This window comes from Fictibacillus phosphorivorans (assembly GCF_023715845.1).
Lineage (GTDB): Bacteria > Bacillota > Bacilli > Bacillales > Fictibacillaceae > Fictibacillus > Fictibacillus phosphorivorans_D.
This window is the reverse complement of the sequence record NZ_JAMBOR010000022.1, coordinates 17872-39696: the sequence shown is the minus strand read 5'-3', so window position 1 is coordinate 39696 and position 21825 is coordinate 17872. Positions and strand designations below refer to the sequence as shown.

General features: G+C 39.7%; 26 protein-coding genes. 2 read left to right on the top strand and 24 right to left on the bottom strand.

Features of this window, described 5'->3' with window-relative positions; translation table 11 throughout:
- Nucleotides 1-34: 34 nt before the first annotated feature.
- The 20 genes from M3206_RS15400 to M3206_RS15305 all read right to left on the bottom strand — a co-directional run bounded on the left by M3206_RS15400 (nucleotide 35) and on the right by M3206_RS15305 (nucleotide 16247).
- Nucleotides 35-1510, bottom strand: a complete 1476-nt coding sequence (locus M3206_RS15400; protein WP_251313421.1) for a spore germination protein — start codon at nucleotides 1508-1510, stop codon at nucleotides 35-37.
- The gene (locus M3206_RS15395; RefSeq protein ID WP_251313420.1) at nucleotides 1476-2072 is read right to left on the bottom strand and encodes a stage V sporulation protein AE; all 597 of its coding nucleotides are present in this window, start codon (nucleotides 2070-2072) and stop codon (nucleotides 1476-1478) included. Before M3206_RS15395 ends, M3206_RS15400 begins: the two co-directional genes overlap by 35 nt.
- Nucleotides 2073-2423 (bottom strand): stage V sporulation protein AE, encoded by a 351-nt coding sequence (spoVAE, locus tag M3206_RS15390; protein ID WP_251313419.1) that lies wholly within the window; start codon nucleotides 2421-2423, stop codon nucleotides 2073-2075.
- A 1-nt stretch (nucleotide 2424) separates the two neighbouring features.
- The gene (spoVAD, locus tag M3206_RS15385; RefSeq protein WP_251313418.1) at nucleotides 2425-3441 is read right to left on the bottom strand and encodes a stage V sporulation protein AD; all 1017 of its coding nucleotides are present in this window, start codon (nucleotides 3439-3441) and stop codon (nucleotides 2425-2427) included.
- 11 nt (nucleotides 3442-3452) lie between these two features.
- Nucleotides 3453-3908 carry a stage V sporulation protein AC gene (gene spoVAC / locus M3206_RS15380; RefSeq protein ID WP_251313417.1) on the bottom strand — a complete coding sequence of 152 codons (456 nt, stop codon included), beginning with the start codon at nucleotides 3906-3908 and terminating at the stop codon, nucleotides 3453-3455.
- Nucleotides 3909-3925: 17 nt separating this feature from the next.
- Complete coding sequence (locus M3206_RS15375) at nucleotides 3926-4348, bottom strand: stage V sporulation protein AB (protein ID WP_251313416.1); 423 nt, start codon at nucleotides 4346-4348, stop codon at nucleotides 3926-3928.
- A complete protein-coding gene (locus M3206_RS15370) occupies nucleotides 4338-4958 on the bottom strand; it encodes a stage V sporulation protein AA (RefSeq protein ID WP_251313415.1) in 621 nt (206 codons plus the stop codon). Before M3206_RS15370 ends, M3206_RS15375 begins: the two co-directional genes overlap by 11 nt.
- A gap of 119 nt (nucleotides 4959-5077) precedes the next feature.
- Nucleotides 5078-5836, bottom strand: a complete 759-nt coding sequence (gene sigF / locus M3206_RS15365; protein ID WP_251313414.1) for an RNA polymerase sporulation sigma factor SigF — start codon at nucleotides 5834-5836, stop codon at nucleotides 5078-5080.
- 12 nt (nucleotides 5837-5848) lie between these two features.
- Nucleotides 5849-6289 carry an anti-sigma F factor gene (gene spoIIAB, locus M3206_RS15360; RefSeq protein ID WP_251313413.1) on the bottom strand — a complete coding sequence of 147 codons (441 nt, stop codon included), beginning with the start codon at nucleotides 6287-6289 and terminating at the stop codon, nucleotides 5849-5851.
- Between the two features lies 1 nt (nucleotide 6290).
- A complete protein-coding gene (gene spoIIAA / locus M3206_RS15355; protein WP_251313412.1) occupies nucleotides 6291-6641 on the bottom strand; it encodes an anti-sigma F factor antagonist in 351 nt (116 codons plus the stop codon).
- Between the two features lie 114 nt (nucleotides 6642-6755).
- Nucleotides 6756-7922, bottom strand: coding sequence for a D-alanyl-D-alanine carboxypeptidase family protein (locus M3206_RS15350; protein ID WP_251313411.1), 1167 nt, complete (start codon nucleotides 7920-7922; stop codon nucleotides 6756-6758).
- Nucleotides 7923-8185: 263 nt separating this feature from the next.
- Complete coding sequence (locus M3206_RS15345; RefSeq protein ID WP_251313410.1) at nucleotides 8186-9490, bottom strand: pyrimidine-nucleoside phosphorylase; 1305 nt, start codon at nucleotides 9488-9490, stop codon at nucleotides 8186-8188.
- Between the two features lie 89 nt (nucleotides 9491-9579).
- Nucleotides 9580-10392 carry a purine-nucleoside phosphorylase gene (locus M3206_RS15340; RefSeq protein WP_251313409.1) on the bottom strand — a complete coding sequence of 271 codons (813 nt, stop codon included), beginning with the start codon at nucleotides 10390-10392 and terminating at the stop codon, nucleotides 9580-9582.
- 13 nt (nucleotides 10393-10405) lie between these two features.
- The gene (gene deoB, locus M3206_RS15335) at nucleotides 10406-11590 is read right to left on the bottom strand and encodes a phosphopentomutase (protein ID WP_251313408.1); all 1185 of its coding nucleotides are present in this window, start codon (nucleotides 11588-11590) and stop codon (nucleotides 10406-10408) included.
- A gap of 114 nt (nucleotides 11591-11704) precedes the next feature.
- Nucleotides 11705-12595, bottom strand: coding sequence for a site-specific tyrosine recombinase XerD (gene xerD, locus M3206_RS15330; RefSeq protein ID WP_251313407.1), 891 nt, complete (start codon nucleotides 12593-12595; stop codon nucleotides 11705-11707).
- Between the two features lie 11 nt (nucleotides 12596-12606).
- Nucleotides 12607-12834, bottom strand: a complete 228-nt coding sequence (locus tag M3206_RS15325) for a YqzK family protein (protein WP_251313406.1) — start codon at nucleotides 12832-12834, stop codon at nucleotides 12607-12609.
- A 157-nt stretch (nucleotides 12835-12991) separates the two neighbouring features.
- The gene (locus tag M3206_RS15320) at nucleotides 12992-13462 is read right to left on the bottom strand and encodes a Fur family transcriptional regulator (protein WP_251313405.1); all 471 of its coding nucleotides are present in this window, start codon (nucleotides 13460-13462) and stop codon (nucleotides 12992-12994) included.
- A gap of 120 nt (nucleotides 13463-13582) precedes the next feature.
- Nucleotides 13583-14218: a stage II sporulation protein M gene (spoIIM, locus tag M3206_RS15315; RefSeq protein ID WP_251313404.1), complete on the bottom strand. Its 636-nt coding sequence runs from the start codon at nucleotides 14216-14218 to the stop codon at nucleotides 13583-13585.
- Nucleotides 14219-14512: 294 nt separating this feature from the next.
- Entirely contained in the window at nucleotides 14513-15715 is a 1203-nt protein-coding gene (locus M3206_RS15310) for an endonuclease Q family protein (RefSeq protein ID WP_251313403.1), read from the bottom strand.
- Nucleotides 15699-16247 carry an NUDIX hydrolase gene (locus M3206_RS15305; protein WP_251313402.1) on the bottom strand — a complete coding sequence of 183 codons (549 nt, stop codon included), beginning with the start codon at nucleotides 16245-16247 and terminating at the stop codon, nucleotides 15699-15701. Before M3206_RS15305 ends, M3206_RS15310 begins: the two co-directional genes overlap by 17 nt.
- 97 nt (nucleotides 16248-16344) lie before the next feature.
- Between M3206_RS15305 and mciZ the strand changes: the two genes are divergently transcribed.
- Both mciZ and M3206_RS15295 read left to right on the top strand, forming a co-directional pair.
- On the top strand, nucleotides 16345-16479 hold the full coding sequence (gene mciZ / locus M3206_RS15300; RefSeq protein WP_251313401.1) for a Z-ring formation inhibitor MciZ: 135 nt from the start codon (nucleotides 16345-16347) through the stop codon (nucleotides 16477-16479).
- Between the two features lie 130 nt (nucleotides 16480-16609).
- Nucleotides 16610-17533 carry an aldo/keto reductase gene (locus tag M3206_RS15295; protein WP_251313400.1) on the top strand — a complete coding sequence of 308 codons (924 nt, stop codon included), beginning with the start codon at nucleotides 16610-16612 and terminating at the stop codon, nucleotides 17531-17533.
- 359 nt (nucleotides 17534-17892) lie between these two features.
- On the opposite strand, the gene M3206_RS15290 is transcribed toward M3206_RS15295, so the two are convergent.
- From M3206_RS15290 to M3206_RS15275, 4 genes are read right to left on the bottom strand one after another with little or no spacing between them, the layout of a single operon-like run.
- Nucleotides 17893-19062 (bottom strand): thiolase family protein, encoded by a 1170-nt coding sequence (locus M3206_RS15290; RefSeq protein ID WP_251313399.1) that lies wholly within the window; start codon nucleotides 19060-19062, stop codon nucleotides 17893-17895.
- Between the two features lie 17 nt (nucleotides 19063-19079).
- Nucleotides 19080-20396 carry a short-chain fatty acid transporter gene (locus tag M3206_RS15285; RefSeq protein WP_251313398.1) on the bottom strand — a complete coding sequence of 439 codons (1317 nt, stop codon included), beginning with the start codon at nucleotides 20394-20396 and terminating at the stop codon, nucleotides 19080-19082.
- 14 nt (nucleotides 20397-20410) lie between these two features.
- Nucleotides 20411-21064: a CoA transferase subunit B gene (locus M3206_RS15280; protein ID WP_251313397.1), complete on the bottom strand. Its 654-nt coding sequence runs from the start codon at nucleotides 21062-21064 to the stop codon at nucleotides 20411-20413.
- A gap of 14 nt (nucleotides 21065-21078) precedes the next feature.
- Nucleotides 21079-21771: a CoA transferase subunit A gene (locus tag M3206_RS15275; RefSeq protein WP_251313396.1), complete on the bottom strand. Its 693-nt coding sequence runs from the start codon at nucleotides 21769-21771 to the stop codon at nucleotides 21079-21081.
- Between the last annotated feature and the right edge of the window lie 54 nt (nucleotides 21772-21825).

Genomic DNA, 21825 nt, shown 5'->3' with positions numbered 1-21825 from the left:
TTAGCACAATTTACTTTAATTCACAAGAGACAGTTTAATTAGTCGGCTGTTTTCTTGGATTTTGCGGATGAACAATACTTGGCCGCACTTTGGAAGATGGTACCGAGATTCGAACAACAATCTGAAAAAACGCTTTAGGATTAAAAGGTAAGAACGGCCAGAGATAAGGTGTGTTTAAATTTTTTATATTACTCATATAAATGATGATCAAAGTTACGCCGATCATGAATCCAGGAACATTGAAGAGCACTACGAGAAAGATCAAAAGAAGTCTCAGAACTTTATTGGCCACACTCAATTCATAACTAGGTGTTGAGTACGATCCAATTGCTGCAATCGCTACATATAAAATAACCTCTGGGACAAAAAGACCTACATCAATAGCGATCTGTCCGATCAATACAGCAGCGATCAACCCCATGGCAGTGGAGAGTGCACTTGGGGTATGGATAGCCGCTAGTCTAAGTATATCGATACCGATTTCAGCCAGTATGATCTGCAGAAATAATGGAATGTTCGTTGTTTTGTTTGGTCCTATGAAATCAATAAACGGTGGAAGTAGTTCTTTATTTAGTGAAAAAAGCAGCCACATCGGCACGATGAAAATAGATGCTAGTATACCCATGAATCTAATCCATCGTAAAAATGCACCGACAAAAGGAGTTTGTCTGTATTCCTCTGCATGCTGAACGTGATGGAAGAGGGTAGTTGGCGTAATAATAACACTCGGGGAAGTATCTGTGATTATGAGGACGTGTCCTTCCATCAAATGCTGTGCAGCCACATCAGGACGTTCTGTATAACGCACAAGCGGGAACGGATTCCAGCCTTGTCTCACAATAAATTCTTCTATGGTTTTGTCCGCCATAGGTATCCCGTCAATCTGAATCTTTCCTAATTCATTTCGAATTAGGTCGACTAACCCGGGATCTGCTACATCTTGAATATAGGAAAGGCAGATATCCGTTTTCGAACGTTCCCCGACTTGAAGGATCTCATGCCTGAGCCTTTCATCCCTTATTCTTCTTCTAGTAAGAGCAGTGTTAATAATAATGTTTTCTGTATATCCGTCTCGCGAACCTCTTACAACTTTTTCAATATCTGGCTCTTCAGGAGATCTTCCTGGATAACTTCTCACGTCAACGATGAATGCTTCTTCTTCACCATCAACGAAAATTGCAATAAGACCAGATAGCATCCGGTCAACCGCTTCATCTAATGATTTTGTAAGTTCGACCTGTTGATGAGCAAGATGATTATGTACAAGATCTTTTACTTTTCCAGGAGAACGGTGACCATGGTCCATGTCCATAAGCTCACGATACAGCATAATTATAAATTCACTGTCACAAAGACCCGTACAGTAATAAAGCTGAAGTTCTTTTTTTAATACAAATATTTTCCTTACTCCTACATCAAAACTTACCCCGATACCAAGGCGGTCTTTTAGGAACTTTTCATTAACTTCTATGTTTTTACTTATCGGTGCTTTGTTCTTTGTGTCTGCCAAGAGATTCGCTCCTTTCTAGAATAAGATTGATTGCTTTTAAGGTAATGGGTGCCCCCTTCTCAACAGAGTCGTACCCTGCCATTTTCCCGATATCGCCGATCCCTATAACAAGGGGAAGATTTAACTCATCTAATATATAAACGGTGTCTCCGTTGATCCTCCCTGTTTCTAAATCAGGTAATCCGCTTTTATCAATGCCATATTCAGTTAGTTCGCCATATCTGTCTATCGAACAATGAACCTTTGTCCATTCCGCAAAATGTGTTTTAGAAGCAACAGCAACCGCCCCAATGACTTCAAAATCCTCTTGTTTATGAATGATCCTCATCGCCTGTTCACCGGGGCCTTCACCTTTAAAACCACAGTCATCAAACATAACTAATACTGGATCATGAGGGGTGTTACGGATCATTTCAACAAGTTCTTCACCGGTTTTTTTGGTTGGATTTCCCCAGGACTGTGAAATACATCGTCCGCCAATAATCTTGGCAACATGTTCAACAACCCGGAGCGCGTAGAGATCCCCATCCGTTATGAAAATAATCCGTTTCTTCACCCTCAATCACCCCTTTGGTTCGAAGATCACTGCAACTAAAAATCCGAAAAGTATCGCAGAAGATATCCCTGCAGAAGTTAACTCAAAAATCCCCATGGCTATACCGATGAATCCATGATCATCAGCTGCCGCCATTGCTCCGTGCAGCAAGGAGTGTCCAAAGCTGGTAATAGGAACAGTGGCCCCTGCACCTGCAAATCTAATAAGGTTATCATATATGCCGAACGCATCTAAAAAAGCTCCAATAACAACAAATGAAGTAGTTACGTGAGCAGGTGTCAGCTTGAAAATATCCATCAATAATTGACCCACTACACAGATTGCCCCTCCAACAAGAAAAGCCCAAACATATTCCATCTTACATACCTCCTTCAGCGCGCTCTAAAACTACGGCATGAGCGATAGTTGGAATGGTTTCTTTTTGCTGGACCATCACAGGACTTAACAATGCTCCTGTAGCACACATCATTACCTTTTTTAAGTTCCCTTTTCGCATCTCATCCAAGATATAGCCATAAGTGACAACAGCTGAACATGCACAACCGCTTCCTCCTGCAAATACTTCTTGATCAGGGCGATAGATCATTAAACCACAGTCACGGTGATTATTTGAAATGTCAAAACCTTGTTCTTTAAGAAGCATTTTTACGATCGGAGCTCCGACACCAGACAGGTCTCCTGTAGCGATTAAATCGTATTCATCAGGAGATACATTCATCTCATTAAAATGTGCAGCAATGGTGTCAGCTGCTGCTGGAGCCATAGCTGATCCCATATCAAAAGGATCTGTAATACCTAAATCCACAACCTTTCCAACAGTGGCTGAAGTAATTTTAATATCCGATACCTCTTTACTTACTAACGCTGCCCCTGCACCACTTACTGTAAATGTAGCTGTATCTGGTTTCTGTCCACCATATTCAGTCGGATATCTAAATTGTCTCTCAGCGGTTGCGTTATGTGAACTGACTGCAGCTATAACCCGGTTAGCATAGCCCCCATCTACTAACGCAGCTCCTAAAGCAAGGGATTCCATTGATGTCGAACAAGCTCCAAACACTCCTAAGTACGGGATACCATTTCCTCTGGCTGTATAGTTCGCGGACACAATCTGATTCAAAAGATCTCCTGCAAGCAAAAAGTTAATATCTTCTGGATTTAGATTTGATTTCTTTAAGCAAAAATCAATGGCATCTTCCATCAGCTGTCTTTCAGCAAGCTCCCAATTTTTTTGACCGCAATGCAGATTGTTGTAGGTCTTATCAAAATAACTACCAAGCGGACCTTCACTCTCCATAGGACCAACCGCAGTACCCGTTGAATTCAAGTAAATGTTGTTAGCAAATTTCCATGTTTGTCTGCCTAATAAATTCATAAGCTCACTCCTCACATCACGTGCTGAAATATATATCTGACCATTCCAAAAATGTAAGCAGCTACCGCTCCAAAAACAATGACAGCTCCGGCTAATTTAAAGAGATTTGTTGCGACTCCTAATACTAACCCTTCGCTTTTATGTTCCAAAGCAGCACTCGTTACAGCGTTGGCGAATCCGGTTACTGGTACAATCGATCCCGCTCCGGCAAACTGACCGATCTTATCATAAACACCGATTCCTGTGAGCAAGGCGGCAATTAAGATCAACGTTGCTACCGTTGGATTACCTGCTGTCTCCTCAGAAAAGTTAAAGAATGTCATATAAAAATGTTGTATTCCTTGGCCGATCAAACAGATTAAACCACCGATGATGAACGCTTTTAAACAATTAATGATATAAGGTGGTTTAGGCTGTATCGGTTTAATTTTTTCAGCATACGCTTGTTGTTCTTCTTTAGTTGCCATATTGTTCACTCCGTTTCTTAATGATTGATATAATAGATCCAATGAAACAAGGATCCGACGATCTTTCCGAAGACGATGGCCATTAAGATAATGATGATCTTCTCACCATAGCCAACTCGTTTTGCTAAGATCGGCAAAACATTTAATACCTCTGTTAATGCTGCAGCAAGCATCCCTACAAAAATCCCAGCCAATAAACCAATCGGTGCAAGAAAAATCGGAGAAAATGAGAATGAGGTATTTCTCAAGTTCATCCATCCCCCTAAAACAGCCCCTAGTATAATGCTCATCTCATAACTTCTTATGAATCGATACGTTTTTGAGAGCTGCATGAGCCTTGGAACAATTCCCAAGACTGTGATTAATGCAACAAGACCAGAACCTACCGTTATTCCTCCGCCAAATCCAACAAAAGCGATAATCAGGACTTTAATTACCATTGATTTTCTTCTCTGTTTCCTTATTTTCATGAACGATGACATATTGATCGAGGTCTTGCTGGTAATTAAACATCTCTACTTCTAGCGGACTTGGTTCTTCATTAAGTCTCTTTCGAAACAAGTGGTTAAAAAATAGGATCATTCCAAGCCCCAGACCAAATGAATAAGGTACCTGTAACAGGAGCGGCTGTTCTTTATAATGCCCTGTAATCATGTAATAAATTTTCTGATGAACGAGCTGCATACTGACATCTTCATGGAAATTCATGATGGCAAGAGCTGAACCGGTAAAAAGAAGAAGCCATACGAGCACAAAATAGACTGGAGCTAATGACTTTTGTTTCATCTGAATTTCTAAGATCGATTGTGCAGGTCCGATCGTCTGAACATCTAGGCCCAGTTTCTTCTTTTGAATCGTGCCTATAACCTTCATTACATCGATCACGACCAAGTGTTTATCTTCTGGGGTAACCTCATGGATTATGAACTTTTTAATCTGCTTTTCGTTTTCGTCTGTTGCGACGATTTGCGCGACATCTCCAATCGTTACTTTCTGATGCTGAAGGACTTGAACGCGTTGCCGCATACGAAGGTATATGACTTTATCCAACTTGCTTCGCCTCTTTTCATCAGCACATTTGTGTTTAGTATGCGATTTAGATTTCTAATCATGCTTAACAAGATAAAACATCCAATAACTACCAAAACACAAAAAACCAGATAAGACGTTTAAGTCTCCATCTGGTTTTTCATAAATGACAATATCTTCTTTTCTAGCCTTGATACTTGTACTTGTGAGATCGCAAGCCTTTCTGCTACTTCTGATTGAGTCTGGTCTTTAAAATAACGCAGGTATACGATTAAGCGCTCCCGCTCATCTAATTTGTCCATGATATCTTTTAAAGCAATTTTATCAAACCATTTATTTTCACTATGATCTGAAATTTGATCTAATAAGGTAATCGGGTCACCATCATTCTCGTAAACAGTCTCATGTATCGATTGAGGAGCCCTTACCGCATCCTGCGCCATGATGACATCTTCTACCGCTACCTCTAAATATTGCGCAACTTCATTAATGGTCGGTGTACGTCCAAGAGATTTAGATAACTCGTCCTTCGCTTTTCGGACTTTGTTGCCAGTCTCTTTAAGTGAGCGGCTAACTTTTACAGTGCCGTCATCACGTATAAAACGTTGGATCTCACCTATAATCATAGGAACCGCATAGGTCGAAAACCTTACATCATATGATAGATCAAATTTATCCACTGATTTTAACAAACCAATACTGCCGATTTGGAAAAGGTCATCTGCTTCATAACCTCTGTTTAAAAAGCGCTGAACCACTGACCAGACAAGCCGCATGTTTTTTTCAACGATTGTATCACGGGCTTGCTGATCTCCCTCCTGACTTCGCTTAATTAATAACTTTATCTCTTCATCCTTAAGAAACGGTTCGCTTTTGCTGCCTTTCACCTCGACATCCATAGGCATACTCCCTTAATTACACATAGCTTTATTTTTGGTTAAGTATTTTGTCAAATGAATCGTAGTTCCGTAAGAGGGTTCTGAGATGACTTCTACTTCGTCCATAAAATTCTCCATGATTGTAAAGCCCATTCCTGAGCGTTCGAGCTCTGGCTTAGAAGTATATAAAGGCTGTTTAGCTTGATCTAGATCAGGTATCCCCATACCTTCATCCCGAATCGTTAAGTGAATCGTATCCTCTTCAATGGCTGCTTCGATATAAACCATTCCTGTTGCTTTATTTTCATAGCCATGAATAATTGCATTTGTAACAGCCTCGGATACCACTGTTTTGATTTCAGTTAATTCGTCCACTGTCGGATCTACTTGTGCAATGAACGCTGCAACTGTAACCCTTGCAAAAGATTCATTCTGACTTAATGCTGAAAACTGAATCTTCATTTCATTTCTCATATTAAGCCACCCCCAAAGCCTGCAGTGCAAGCTCTTCATCTTCTTCCAGCCTTATGATTTTAAATAAGCCTGACATTTCAAAAAGTCTTTTTACAGCAGGGGAAATTGCACATACCACCATTTCTCCATTCAGATTCTTTATCTGTTTATAACGGCCTAAGATAACACCGAGGCCCGAACTATCCATAAAACTTAATCCTTCTAAATTAAGAACAATGTGATTTACCGTATGCTTTTTTAAATAATCTTCAACTTGTGTTCTAAGTTCATCTGCTGTATGGTGATCTAGTTCTCCGTCTAAACGGATACACAATACAGTATGTTTAAGTTCCAGATTGACAGCTAATCCCACGCTATCCTCTCCTTCTTTTTTGGATAACCGTGATTTCTATAAAAATAGACGAATTCCTTCACTGATGACAAAACTAGTGGGAATTCGCCTATAAATGTCAAGAATAACAAGGATTTATGAGGATTTTGACATTTGTCCTGCTGTACGTTTAAACAATTTCCACCAAGATGCTTTCTTTATCGTTTCAGAAGCCAATACAGGGCTTTCTGTAATGAGCTCTTTTCCGTTCCAAATCTTGAGAGAACCAATCTGCTGGCCCTTTTTAACTGGCATTTTTAGATCTTTATCAACAGTGACCTCCGTTTTTATCTTTTTAGCAGTCTCTCCTTTTTTCAATAGAAGGGATATATTCTCAGAAGTCACAACAGGAAGTTTAGGTTTATCTGATTTTTGTACTTTTACTTCTTTCACGATTTCATGACGATCAAATAATTTTTTCGTAGAAAATTGAGTAAAAGCATAATCAAGCATGGAGGTAATCTGAGCGTTTCTTTCTTTAGGTGTCGGTGCCCCCATTACAACAGCTATAACACGCATTCCATTTTTATTCGCTGTAGCTGTTAAACAATACTTCGCCTCATTCGTAAATCCTGTTTTTAACCCATCCACACCAGGATAGAACTTAACAAGACGGTTTGTATTTACTAGCCAGAACTTCTTGTCTGTATCTTCACGTAAATAATCCTCATATAGTCCAGTAAATTTAGTAACCTCTTCATGTTTAAGGAGCTCTTTCCCCATAATCGCCATGTCATGTGCAGATGTATAATGTCCTGCTGCTGGAAGACCTGTAGCATTCTTAAAGAAAGTGTCCTTTAATCCTAACTTTTTTGCTTTATCGTTCATCATACTGACAAATGAATCCGCAGATCCGGCAATATGTTCGGCCATAGCTACCGACGCATCGTTAGCACTTCCGATCGCAATTCCTTTTACCATATCTTCAACTCTCATCTGTTCTCCAGGCTCTAGGAATATTTGCGATCCGCCCATGCTTGCCGCGTACTCACTTACACGAATCTTATCGTCCCAGTTGATCTTTCCTTTATCGATGGCTTCCATTATTAAAATTAAAGTCATAATTTTAGTCATACTAGCTGGCGGAAGCTTCTCATGGCTGTTCTTTTCATATAATACGGTTCCACTGTCTTGTTCCATTAAAATAGCAGAATGACTTTTTTCTGCTAACTTTGCTTTTTCTTTTTCTGCAGCATCCACTTTTGGAACGGAAAATGACGCTAACAAACACAAACTTAATACACCTGATATCAAGGCTTTCATACTTTTCCCTCCATTCATATAGCTTTATTTTTTCCATAATTTTTCACTTTATACCGTATTTGCCAACTGTTATAGAGAAGAAAATTTGAATGTTTGGAAGTGTATGAAAAGCTATTTTTAATAATATGAACGGCAGGAGGCTCAACGCAAGCCCCATGGAAAGCGAGCACCTGGAGCGAAAATCAACCCCTTGCTAAAACAACCAAAATAAAAAAGAGGCTTGAACTTATTGATTTTCACAAATAAGCCAGCCTCTTTTTCTATTATTTTTTAATTTCCTTATAAATTAAAGGTGGTGCATCTACATTATTTTTCGAAATCGTATAAGCACTGCGGATTCTATTTTTAACATCTTCAACATTTTCAGTGTTGCTGTAGATAGTTACAAGAGAATCGCCCTTAGATACTTGATCTCCTACTTTTTTGTTCAACATCAATCCTACTGCTAGATCAATTACCGATTCTTTCGTAGCTCTACCAGCACCTAATATCATCGCTGCTGTTCCAATTTCATCGGCAATGATTTCAGACACATAGCCATCTTTATCTGCTGTTAACTCAAAAGTATAGGAAGGCTGAGGAAGGTTTTCAGGATGATCAACAACTGAATCATCTCCTCCTTGAGCTTTTAAGAATACTTTTAATGTTTCAAGGGCTTTTCCAGAAGAGATTGCTTCTTTTAACATTTCTCTTGCTTCTTCTAGTGAGCTTGCTTTGTTAGCCAGGTAGACCATATGAGAACCTAATGTTAAACAAAGCTCTTCAAGGTCTTTAGGGCCTTTCCCATTTAGTGTATCAATCGCTTCTTTAATTTCAAGTGCGTTACCGATTGCATAGCCAAGCGGTTGACTCATGTCAGAAATAACAGCCATTGTATTTCTGCCTACTGCATTTCCAATCTGAACCATGGCATTTGCAAGCTCTTCTGCTTCTTCAGGTGTTTTCATAAACGCACCTGCACCTGTTTTAACATCAAGTACAATCGCATCCGCTCCTGCTGCAATCTTCTTACTCATGATTGAGCTCGCAATTAGCGGAATTGAATTTACAGTTGCTGTTACATCTCGTAAACCATATAGCTTTTTATCCGCTGGTGTTAGGTTACCACTTTGTCCGATAACAGCCAGTTTATTTTTATTTACTAATTCGATAAACTGCTCATTATCAATCTCTACGTGGAAGCCAGGAACCGCTTCGAGCTTATCGATCGTTCCACCAGTATGACCTAGCCCACGGCCTGACATCTTCGCTACTGGAACATCAAGAGCTGCAACGAGTGGCGCTAGTACCAATGTCGTTGTATCGCCAACACCGCCAGTTGAATGTTTATCTACTTTAATACCTTCGATTGCAGAAAGGTCAATCTGGTCCCCAGACTCTACCATTGCCATCGTGAAGTTGGCACGTTCTTCCGTTGTCATATCTTTAAAATAGACCGCCATCGCAAATGCTGACATTTGATAATCAGGAATCTCGCCTTTTGTATAGTTCTGAATAATAAAGTCGATTTCAGCTTTTGTTAGTTCTTTACCATCACGTTTTTTTTGAATTAAATCAACCATTCTCATGTAAATACACCACTTTCTTATACGATAACATCAAAAATCAAAAATGAATCGTTATCCCCGTTTTATGAAATTTGTTTTGTTAAGATATCTTAAATCTCTTTTACCATTCCTTTAACTAATGAAAGGAAATTAGCTTTTACTAACTCTGTTGTTTCCATTACTTCATCGTGTGTAAGTGGCTGATCTAAAATTCCAGCAGCCATATTTGAGATACATGAGATTCCAAGCACCTTCATTCCTGAATGACGCGCGATGATTACTTCAGGTACCGTAGACATTCCCACAGCATCAGCGCCCATTACACGAAGCATTCTCACCTCAGCTGGTGTTTCATAGGAAGGACCCGTATTCCCTACATAAACTCCTTCCTTTAATTGGATGCCAAGTTCTTTCGATACTTTTCGAGCAACGTCCTGTAAAGAAGGCGTGTAAGCTTCACTCATATCAGGAAAACGAACACCGAATGAAGAGTCGTTTGCCCCAATCAGCGGATTATCTCCCATATTATTGATATGATCTGTAATCAGCATTAAGTCACCGGCTTCAAAATCTTTGTTTACTCCACCTGCAGCATTCGTAACGACGATTGTTTCTACACCAATCAGTTTCATTACACGTACTGGAAACGTAACTTTTTCCATTGAATAGCCTTCATAGTAATGAAAACGTCCCTGCATGGCTACAACTTGTTTTCCTGCAAGCTCACCAATCACAAGCTGACCTGCATGTCCTTCAACTGTTGAAACTGGAAACTCAGGAATCTCTGAGTAAGGAATCACTACAGGATTTTCGATTTCCTCTGCAAGAATGCCTAGACCAGAACCTAGGATTAGTCCAATTTTTGGTGAAGCATTTAATTTGGATTGAATAAAATTCGCTGATGTTTGTAATTTAGTTGACATATTTTTTCCCCCTTTAAAGCTGACTCAAAAAGCTCTTGCCGATCTGTGGCTTTTTTACATGATAGTTTTCTGCGATTGTTGCACCGATGTCTGCGAAAGTATTGCTTACATCTAGTTGTTTTCCTTTTTCAATCCCTTTGTGATAGACCAATACAGGCACATATTCACGCGTATGATCCGTTCCGTGGTGAACAGGATCGTTTCCATGGTCCGCTGTGATAATGAGCAAATCATCATCTTTCAAATTATCCAGGACTTCTGGAAGCCGAAGGTCGAATTCCTGAATTGCTTCACCATATCCCTTAGGATCTCTTCTATGACCAAAGAGTGCATCAAAGTCTACTAAGTTTAAGAAATTAAGACCTTTGAAATCTTCTTTCATCGATTCAACCAGCTTATCCATGCCATCCATATTTGATTTCGTACGGATTGCTTTTGTTACGCCTTCACCGTCAAAGATATCACTGATCTTACCTAAAGCGATGCTGTCATATCCACTGTCTTGGAGTTCGTTCATTACTGTTCTTCCGAAAGGTTTTAAAGCATAATCATGACGGTTTGCTGTTCTTTCAAAAGCACCTGGTTTCCCTACAAACGGACGAGCAATGATCCGACCAAGCATATACTTTCCTTCACGTGTCATCTCTCTTGCTGTTTCACAAATTTCATATAGCTCATCAATGCGTACAACATCTTCGTGAGCTGCAATCTGCAGAACTGAATCAGCGGATGTATACACGATCAGTTTGCCAGTGTTCATATGCTCTTCTCCAAGCTCGGAAATGATTTCTGTTCCAGAAGCTGCTTTGTTTCCAAGAATGCCTCTTCCCCACTTTTCAGTCAGCTGGTCGATCAATTCATCCGGGAAACCCTCAGGAAATGTTTGAAAAGGTTCTTTAATATGAAGACCCATGATCTCCCAGTGTCCCGTCATTGTATCTTTTCCGTTCGAAAGCTCCGGAAGCTTTGCAAAATGTGCAAGCGGGTTTTCTGCTTGTTTAATACCTTTTATTGTTGGATCGATATTTCCAAGGCCCAGCTTTTCTAAGTTAGGAGCCTGAAGTCCATTCATATGCTCTGCGATGTGACCAAGGGTATGAGCCCCTTTATCGCCAAACTTGTCAGCATCCGGTGCTTCTCCGATTCCGACAGAATCCATAACGATTAAAAATGTGCGTTTAAAGCGTGATTGTTCCATACTTTCCTCCTGAAAATTCTTGCTTACATTTTATTTACTATTTCCTTTTAAGGCACCTAGCAAACAAACACTTCATGATGTCAGAAGTCTGACAACTAAAAACAAAAAAGATGCTCATGCCCTTGGATGAAAGGCGGAGTAAACATCTTTTAATCTTGTTTTGGTAACATGTGTATAAATCTGAGTTGTTGAAATGTCAGCATGTCCGAGCATTTCTTGTACGGCACGCAGGTCTGCACCATTCTCTAATAGGTGTGTTGCGAAAGAATGACGAAGAGTGTGCGGTGTTAAATCCTTTTCTATTCTAGCCTTTTTCGCTAACTGTTTCAATATTTTCCAAAAACCTTGTCTAGATAATCGGTTGCCATGATGGTTCAAAAAAAGAGCTTCTGTTTTCCTACCTTTTAACATTTCTGATCGTCCATTATTCACATAAAACTCGATAGCGGATTGAGCCATTTTTCCGAGTGGAATGATTCTCTCTTTGCTGCCTTTACCCATACAGCGTATGAACCCCATATTCAAGTGGACATCACTGATGTTTAATTGAACCAGTTCCGATACCCGAATACCTGTAGCGTATAAAAGCTCTAGCATGGCTTTATCTCTTTGTGAGAATGGGTCGTTCGAAGATGGCGTCTCCAGTAAAGCCTCAACTTCTTGAGGAGACAGCACCTTTGGTAGTTTTCTTTCTGTTTTTGGTGTCTCAATATGTACAGAAGGATCTTGAAGCGTGACCTTCTCTCTGAATAAGAACTGATGAAATGAACGGATAGACGCAATATTGCGTGCTAACGTTGTGGAAGCCTTACCATTTTCTTTTAAAAATAATAGATATCCTATTATATTATTACGTTCGATCTGATTAACTGTCTTTATTGCTTCAACGTTTTCTAAAAAAAGAACATACTGAGTTAAATCTCTTCTATAAGAGTCTATTGTATTTTTTGAAAGGGCTCGTTCAACAATAAGATATTGAAGAAAATCCTGAACATGATCGTTCACTATACCCCTCCTTATTCACCCGTCTGATAGAAATAAAAAAGCCGCTTTAATATATTCGAATCTTTTTCCGTACTTAAATTGAAAACTTTGACCGCTTTCCCTTTAGGTTCGTCATATTTATGATAATTTTCGTATTCTTGGTTTATCCAAAGCAAGCCAAAATAGAAAACCAGCGTGCACAAAGAAAAAGCTAAAAAGACTTTGGCTGTATTCCATACGACTTTTAACCAGGAAACCATAGTGTCACCCCTGTCCCTCTAATAGTACAGGTTATGCCCACATGCTCCCTAATTATACGTAAAAGTTAAAACTACACTTCATACGTTACCTGATTCCTAAACTTTTGTAAATATTTCTTTTATTAGAAATGTCAGGAATCATGATAAAAAGGAAGCGTTACTCACCGCTTCCTTTATCTTCATTCCCATCATCTGAATGGCATCTGTGACATATTCCATGAAATGTCAGCCTATGATCTTTAATTTTAAAATTCCAGCCTTCTTCAACAACCTTTTCCACATCTCCAAGGAGGTCTTCTTGTATTTCATCAACCGCTCCGCACTCAATACACACTAAATGGTGATGAAAGTGATCGGCACCTTCTGTTCTAAGATCATAACGGGATACACCGTCACCAAAGTTTATTTTATCTACTACTTTAAGTTCTGTTAAAAGTTCCAGTGTACGGTAGACTGTCGCGAGGCCAATTTCTGGCGCTTTCTCTTTGACAAGTAAATAAACGTCTTCCGCACTTAAATGATCTTCTTCATTTTCGAGGAGGACTCTCACGGTCGCCTCACGCTGTGGAGTCAGCTTATAACTTTGTGAATGCAGCTGTTTCTTGATACGGTCGATTCTGCTTTCCATACCCGTTTCCTCCTTATGTATACACAACATAATTATAAGCATGGAAAAAAAAGTTGTCAATTTAAAGTCATTTTAAATAACGATTTAAACTTATTATTAAAAAAGAATCATTATCCTATTCTATATGGACCACTTTATAACCTGTTCCATAAGGGCTGGCGTAAAAAAGGCTTCTAATGTTGATGCCAAAACGACCATAATGCCTACTCCTGCTACAAGCAGGGAATAACGTAACAACTGCGGCAAAAAAGGTGCATGATGCCTTTTGAACGTCAGCTGACGGATCATTTTAATAGAAAAAGAGATTGCAGCCACCGAAACGATAATAAATGCAGGGATTAAAAGAACATTTTGAGGCAGCACAGATACAAATGATAATAAAAAACCGTACCATCCCATCTGATTAACAAGGAATCCTACCGTGAAACCGATAACGACACCTTTTAAAAATAACATGATCAAAATAACAGGCAACCCGATAACTGATAAACCCAGAAGCCACATAAGTCCCATATACTTTAAATAATGGCCAAAGCTCTGAAAGAACATATCCGACTTACTCGTAAAGCCTCCTTCAGACGCTTGGATAAAAAAACGTGATAAATACGTATAAAGATCTTGCTTTTGATTAAGACTTAAGGAATTTACGATGATTGCTCCAAAAATAACGCCCATTAAAAATAAAACGCCAACAAACGCATACAGCGTTTTATTTTCCTGTAAGTGCTGATGCATATAGTAACGAAGATTATCCATGTTGCCTGCCTCCTCTACCAAAACTCTTAATTCTATTCTATGAATCACTAGAGGAGGTATGTCTCTTTTTTATGAAAGGATTTAAAGGTAGGCGATTGTATACTCCATTTTTCGTAAGTAGTTGTTTTCCGCTTCAGGCGCTCGCTTTCCATGTGGCGTGCGGTGAGCCTTCTGCCGCTATGCGCCATTAGGAGTCTCGCGCCTTACACTCCAAACAACTTGCATTAGAAGAAAAATATAAATACAGTCTAAACACTTTTCAAGACCTGCAAGCATTGCATTTCAAAAACTCTATTAATTAATAGGTTTGTCTGTTACGATCTTTCCGTACGTTCCGCCTCCGCCTATTTGGATGGAAATTTCTCCAGAGCGGGCTGAAAGGATGTATGCAGCTATAGAAGGTTTTACGATTTTTTGTAGCTGATCTGCCGGGGCAGCGTGAATAATATCCATATCCGTACCGAACGCTTCCCGTAATTTTAAGAGTGTTTTTGGACCAATGCCTGGTATGAATTCTAGTGGAATCTGATGTATATATGGCGGACGGTCGATTGAAATTTGTTCTGAATTCCCTTTTAGCTCTTGGATTCTATCATGAACGCCTTTAATAAACTTTTTGCCTCCGCAGTTCAGACAAGTGCTGATGTTTTTATAATTAAAAGGATGGGAACATTCTTCACAGACAGAGTTATAATACTTACCCAGATAAGGATTCAACCCGTAGTTAGCAATAATACCCCTGCCTTCTTTTCCTTCTAATGCCCTTTTAAATTCCTTGAAGGTCGGTTGAGCTAGTTGTATCATTTGATACTCACGTGCTATTTTTTCTAAAGAATGGGCATCTGAGTTCGATAGGAAGGGATAGGATGCTAGTTCATCTAGCCATGATGCCATTTCAGTGTTTGAGCTTAATCCTAGTTCAACAGCATCTATTAAATTCGGATCAAGAACTTCATTAATAGAAGATTTAACTCCTTTTCCATACAAGCTTTTAAATGGTGTAAAAATGTGAGCAGGAATAAATAATCCGCCTAACTGACGAACGACGTTTTGAAGCTCTTTTGCATCCCCATATATCCGCTGCGAGCTCAAATTAATATTTTTCATCCGAGCACTCAGCCAGGAACTTAATGCCTCCATTTTGTTTAAATTCGGCATATACGCTAAGACATGTAGTGGACCTTGACAGTTATCATCATTGATCTCAATTTCTGTTCCGGGAATGAGGGTGAGGCCGTCTACTTCTAATCCACCTTCTTCATATTCAATCAACTGGCCTGTTTCCTTCATTTCTTTCAATTCCTCTAAAACTTCCGGTGCATGACAATCTATAATTCCGATGATATCCATGCCTTTTTTATTTTTTGCTTCATATAAAATATTCGATAGTGTTAATGTACGCGAACCTGTAATCTTTACTGGCCTTCCTGTTCGAGACGCACCGATATGAATATGCATATCGGCAAAAAATGGACGAAGGTTATCTGCTTGTTGCATGGGCAAGCTCCATATACATCACACCATAGGCAGTTTTTGCATCATGAATTCTTTCGTCTCTTACCAATTGTTTCGCTTCATCAACACTAACTTCCATAACATTTAAAAATTCATCTTCATCTGTCATCTGGTCACCTATTTTTATTAACGAGTCTGTGAAAAATAAATGAATCAACTCATCAGCAAATCCTGGTGAAGTATAAAAAGAACCGATCGACTCCATCTTTTCACAACTGTATCCTGTCTCTTCAAGCAGTTCCCTTTTCGCACACTCAAGCGGGTTTTCTCCCTTTTCTAATTTACCTGCCGGAATCTCAATGATAGTCTTTTCGAGAGGTTTGCGAAATTGTTCCACCATGAGAATGTTCCCTTCATCTGTAACGGCAAGCACTGCTACTGCACCTGGATGCTTAACAATTTCACGTTTGCCGACCTTTTTGTTAGGCAACTCCACTTCTTCTACATATAAATCTATAATCTTTCCATTATATATCTGTTCTTTCGATATCGTTTTTTCTGTTAAATTTCCCATTTTTACACACTCCACTGGTCTATTTATTTCTTTTCCTACATAAAGTCTATCATACTTTGGAATACTTCCATTACGAACTGGTAAAAGGAGGATAAGAATGAAGATCTATTTGCAGCCAAAAGGAATTACTTTAGTAGGGAAAGCTTGGCAGATCAACTATATGCTAAAAAATTATATGCGCCAGCATGAACTTGTTCAGGACTGGATTGATGCGACAGCACCTAAAAAGTAACTTCCCAAAGATCGGGAAGTTATTATTTTTTTCTTCGATTGAAACAGAAAGAAAGCACCTTCAAGAAAAAAATGATACGTTTAATACACAATGATTCAGGTAAAATACTTTTTGGAGGTGGTAAAAGATGATGAATAAAAGACAGATAGGAAAATCTGATCTTTATGCAAGTGAACTTGGATTCGGCTGTATGTCCCTTTCCCCTGGCCTTGGAAAGGAAAACGAGAGCATTGTGAAGACAGCACTTGAGCATGGTATCAATTACTTTGACACTGCCGACTTATATCAGTTCGGCTGGAATGAAGAATTAATAGGAAAGCTTTTAAAGGATGTTAGACAAGATATCATCCTTGCAACGAAAGGCGGTAACGAGTGGACAGAATCGCAGGACAGCTGGAATTGGAACCCGTCTAAGAAGTACATAAAATCCGCTTTTAAAGAAAGCCTTCGCCGTTTGAAGACCGATTATATCGATCTTTATCAATTGCATGGCGGAACGATTGAGGATCCGATGGATGAGACGATCGAAGCTTTTGATGAACTAGTCTCTGAAGGATTGGTTCGATATTACGGAATATCATCCATCCGTCCGAACACGATCTCCTATTATGCAGAGCACTCAAACATTCAAAGCGTGATGATGCAGTACAGTCTGCTTGACAGAAGGCCCGAAGAACTATTCCCTTACTTAGAAAAAAAAGGCATTAGTGTTATAGCAAGAGGTCCTGTCGCAAAAGGCTGGCTTAGTGAGAAGGCGTTTGAAAAGAATCCAGAGGACAAGTTCTTATCTTATTCTGGATTAGATATTCAATCAAAGTTAGAAAGAGTTAAGAAGCTCATCCCTCAAGACGAAAAACTTACACAGACCGCTTTAAAATTTATTCTGAGCCACTCAGTTATCTCAACTGCAGTAGCTGGAGCGAGTTCGGTCGAACAGCTTTTAGAAAATATACATACGTTCCGATCTCCTGAGATGACTGAGGACGTAAGAAAAGAACTTGAGGATTTATTTCCAGCTGAGTTTTATGAATCTCATCGGGTACAAAATAGATAAGTGGATACAAAAAAAGAAGGCTGACGTTAGTCAGCCTTCTTTTTTTGATCAATCGATTGAATGGAGGTTATGTTTTACGGTACGTGTTTTTTTTTCTGTTACACGTTCGCTCAAGATGACCCATTCTTCGCTCAAAATACTCGAGTATCGCTCAAAATCAACGAGCTGGGCTCAAAACATTTGATCTTCGCTCAGAATGGTCAGTTTTTCGCTCAATCTTGCTATATTTTGATCTTATTTAGGACTAAAAAACCGTTTGATTCATCAAAACGTTCTTTTTTCTCTTATTTGACTTGAAAAAGGGACTATCACTCAAAAGTTACATACTTTTGAGTTAGCCCCCTATCCCCTATTTCTATCTACGACAATTTCAATATCATAGCGATTCCTTGACCGCCGCCAATACAGAGACTCGCAACGCCATAACGTTCATTTCTTTTCTTCATTTCATAAGCAAGGGTTAATAAGAGTCTTGCACCGCTTGCTCCTACTGGATGCCCTAAAGCGATGGCTCCTCCGTTTACGTTTGTACGGTTGCGGTCAAGCTTCAGCTCTTTTTCTACAGCTAGATATTGAGAACTGAATGCCTCGTTGATTTCAAACAATCCAATATCATCTATAGACAAATCTGCCCTTTGTAAAGCCGTCTTGATTGCAGGAACAGGTCCAATTCCCATGACATTAGGATCTACACCTGTTACAGCCCAAGAAACAATCTCTGCAAGCGGCTTTAATTTCTTTTCATGTACATCGTTCTCATGAGCAAGTATTAAAGAAACAGCTCCGTCATTAATAGAAGAAGAGTTTCCTGCAGTCACCGTTCCATCTTTTTGGAAGGAAGGACGCAACTGCCCGAGCTTTGAAGATGAAGTTTGTGGTTTAATTCCTTCATCCTCCATAAATAGGTCACCATTTTTTAATGTTACTGGCACGATTTCATCTTTGAACCGACAGCTTCCATGTGCTTCGGCAGCTCTATGATGACTTTGGACAGCATATTCATCTTGTTCTTCTCTAGATATGTTATACTGTTTTGCTAAGTTTTCTGCAGTTATTCCCATTCCGCATCCGATATACTCATCACTTAGGGTTTGCAGAAGCATATCTTCAAATGAGATCGCACCAAACTTTTGATTATGGAAGCGGTGTGTAAAGGAAGCATGTGGAGACTGAGACATGTTTTCAATCCCACCGCATAAAGCTACGCCCCCTTCCTGGTCTCGAAGGTTCTGCATGGCAGAGACAACAGATTGCAGCCCAGATCCGCATAGCCGATTGACAAGCATAGCAGGAACACTTGCTGGAACACCAGCCTTTAACGCTGTATGACGTGCTACATAGGCTGCATTTTTACTTGAGTGAATAACATTTCCGTATACCACATCAGTAACATCCGAAGGACTAAGGTTAGCACGCTTCATCGCCTCAACAGCCGTTGTTTCTCCTAACTGTGTGGGAGAAACATCTGTTAAAGACTTACCAAAGGAACCAAATGCCGTTCTAGCACCATCAATTAAATAGATCGTCATATCAAATTTGCTCCTCTTTAAAAGATTAAGAACCCTGCAGAAATGATGATTCCGCTTACCAAAAGAGCGATTAAACAAAAGCCCATGATATCTTTTGCTTTTAAACCTGCGATCGCCAGTGCAGGAAGGGCCCAGAATGGCTGGATTAAGTTCGTCCAAGCATCTCCCCATGCAACAGCCATAGCCGCCTTGGCATGTGATACACCAAGTGCATCTGCCGCATCAAGGACCACATGTGCTTGAACTGCCCATTGTCCTCCGCCTGATGGAACGAAAATGTTTACGATACCAGCACTCAAAAACGTAAACAAAGGAAGTGTATATTCATTTGAGATCGCAACAAACCATTCAGACATCTCCGTTACGAGGCCCGAGCCGACCATCATACCCATGATCCCCGCGTAAAAAGGAAACTGTATGATGATTCCGCTTGCTCCTTTAACTGCATCTGCAACACTATTAATATAGTTTCTTGGTGTTTTATGAAGGAGTATACCTAAAAATAAGAAGAGGAAATTAACAAAATTGATATTTAAATTGAAGCCGTTCGTTACAAAGAAGTAAACCATGTATGCAATTCCTAACAATCCAATGATCATCGAAAGCCATACGCTGTTTTCTAGCTTGTCAGCTGGTGTATCTGCCTCTACTAGAGCTGCAGCTTCAACACGATCTTCCAAAACAGAAGGATCGATTTGATAAGCCTGGTCTTTATTCATCATAAGTCTGTTTGTAATCGGTAGTATAAAAAATATTGCAATTACAATAAACACATTAAAAGGGGCGAATAATGTTTCACTTGTTGGAATGATACCCATGGTTTCTTCCATAAAGTGCCCGGGTGTAGCAATCGTAAGCGGGATCGATCCAGATAAACCTGCATGCCATACAACGAACCCACTGTATGCACTAGCAATAAGCAGTCGGTAATCAACTTGTTTTACCTGGCGTGCAAGCTCTTTAGAAAAAATAGCACCTATTACTAAGCCGAAACCCCAATTGATCCAGCTTGCTAATAAAGCTACAAGTGTAACGCTTATAATCGCCTGTCCTGGTGTGCTCGCGAATGAAGCTAGTTTTCTTAACATCTTTTTAAAAAATGGTGAACTCGCCATAACATATCCGGTAACTAGAATAAGCACCATCTGCATGGAGAATTCAAGAAGCTTCCAAAACCCGTCTCCCCAGAAAGAAACCATTTTTACCGGAGACTGACCGGTAATGATCAGTCCCAGTAAAAATACAACTCCTGTCAGTAAGACAACAAATATAAAAGGGTCGGGTAAGTACCTCTGCATCAATTTATTTGAAGCACGGGTCAATACCTGTAACATGGAATACCCTCCTATTAATAAGCGTTTAGTTTAATATCATCTGCGACTGTAAGTTTTGCTTCTGTTGAATTTAATACATCATCAACGGAATATCCTTCTGCAACCTCTTTTAAAACAAGGCCATTCTCGGATACATCCATTACAGCTCGGTCAGTAATGATTCTTTCAACTACCCCTTTTCCTGTTAAAGGGAGCTTGCAGCTTTTTAAAATCTTGCTTTCTCCTGCTTTGTTTACATGTTCCATGATGACGATTATTTTTTTCGCCCCGTGAACAAGGTCCATCGCTCCGCCCATTCCTTTGATCATCTTTCCAGGAATCATCCAGTTGGCTAGGTCCCCATTCTCTGAAACTTCCATTCCGCCTAATATCGCAATATCAATATGACCGCCGCGAATCATAGCAAAGGACTCAGAGCTATCAAAATAAGAAGCACCCTTAATAGCCGTAACTGTCTCTTTACCGGCATTGATCAGGTCTGGATCAACTTCACTTTCAAGTGGATACGGCCCGATACCGAGGAGCCCGTTCTCCGATTGAAGTACAACCTGTTTATTATCTGAAATAAAGTTAGCTACCATGGTCGGCATTCCGATTCCTAAGTTCACATAAAATCCATTTTCAATCTCTCTTTCTGCTCGTTTTGCAATTCTTTCTCTAATATTCATTACGGTTCCCTCCCCTAACCTTGTTTTACCGTTAATCGTTCAATACGTTTCTCTTGTGTACCTACGATTAACTTTTGTACATATACTCCCGGTGTATGTATGCAATCGGGATCAAGATCTCCGATTTCTACGAGTGCTTCTACCTCTGCAATCGTGACTTTACCTGCAGCGGCAATCATCGGGTTAAAATTGCGAGCGGTCTTGTTATAGATTAGATTTCCAGCTTTGTCTCCTTTTGCAGCACGAACTAGACTGAAATCTGCAACGATTCCCTCTTCAAGCAAGTATTCTTTACCGTTAAACGTACGTGTCTCTTTTCCTTCTGCGATTGGTGTCCCCACTCCAGCCGGTGTATAGAATGCCGGAATCCCAGCACCGCCTGCACGAATTCTTTCAGCAAGCGTCCCCTGCGGGATGAGTTCTACTTCTATCTCACCTGATAACACTTGTCTTTCAAACTCTTTATTCTCACCAACGTATGAGCCTACCATTTTCTTAATCTGCTTATTTTTAAGGAGCAGACCTAACCCCCAGTCATCTACTCCACAGTTGTTTGAGATAACTGTTAGATCCTTTGTTCCTTTTTCTACTAGAGCAAGAATTAAATTTTCAGGAATACCTACTAACCCAAAACCACCAACCAAAAGCGTTGATCCATCTTTAATGTCCGCTACAGCTTCTAGAGCTGAATCTAATATTGGTTTCATGACTATCTCTCCCTTTTTATTTCTTACAAGTGGTTTGATCTCTTCAATCGTTCA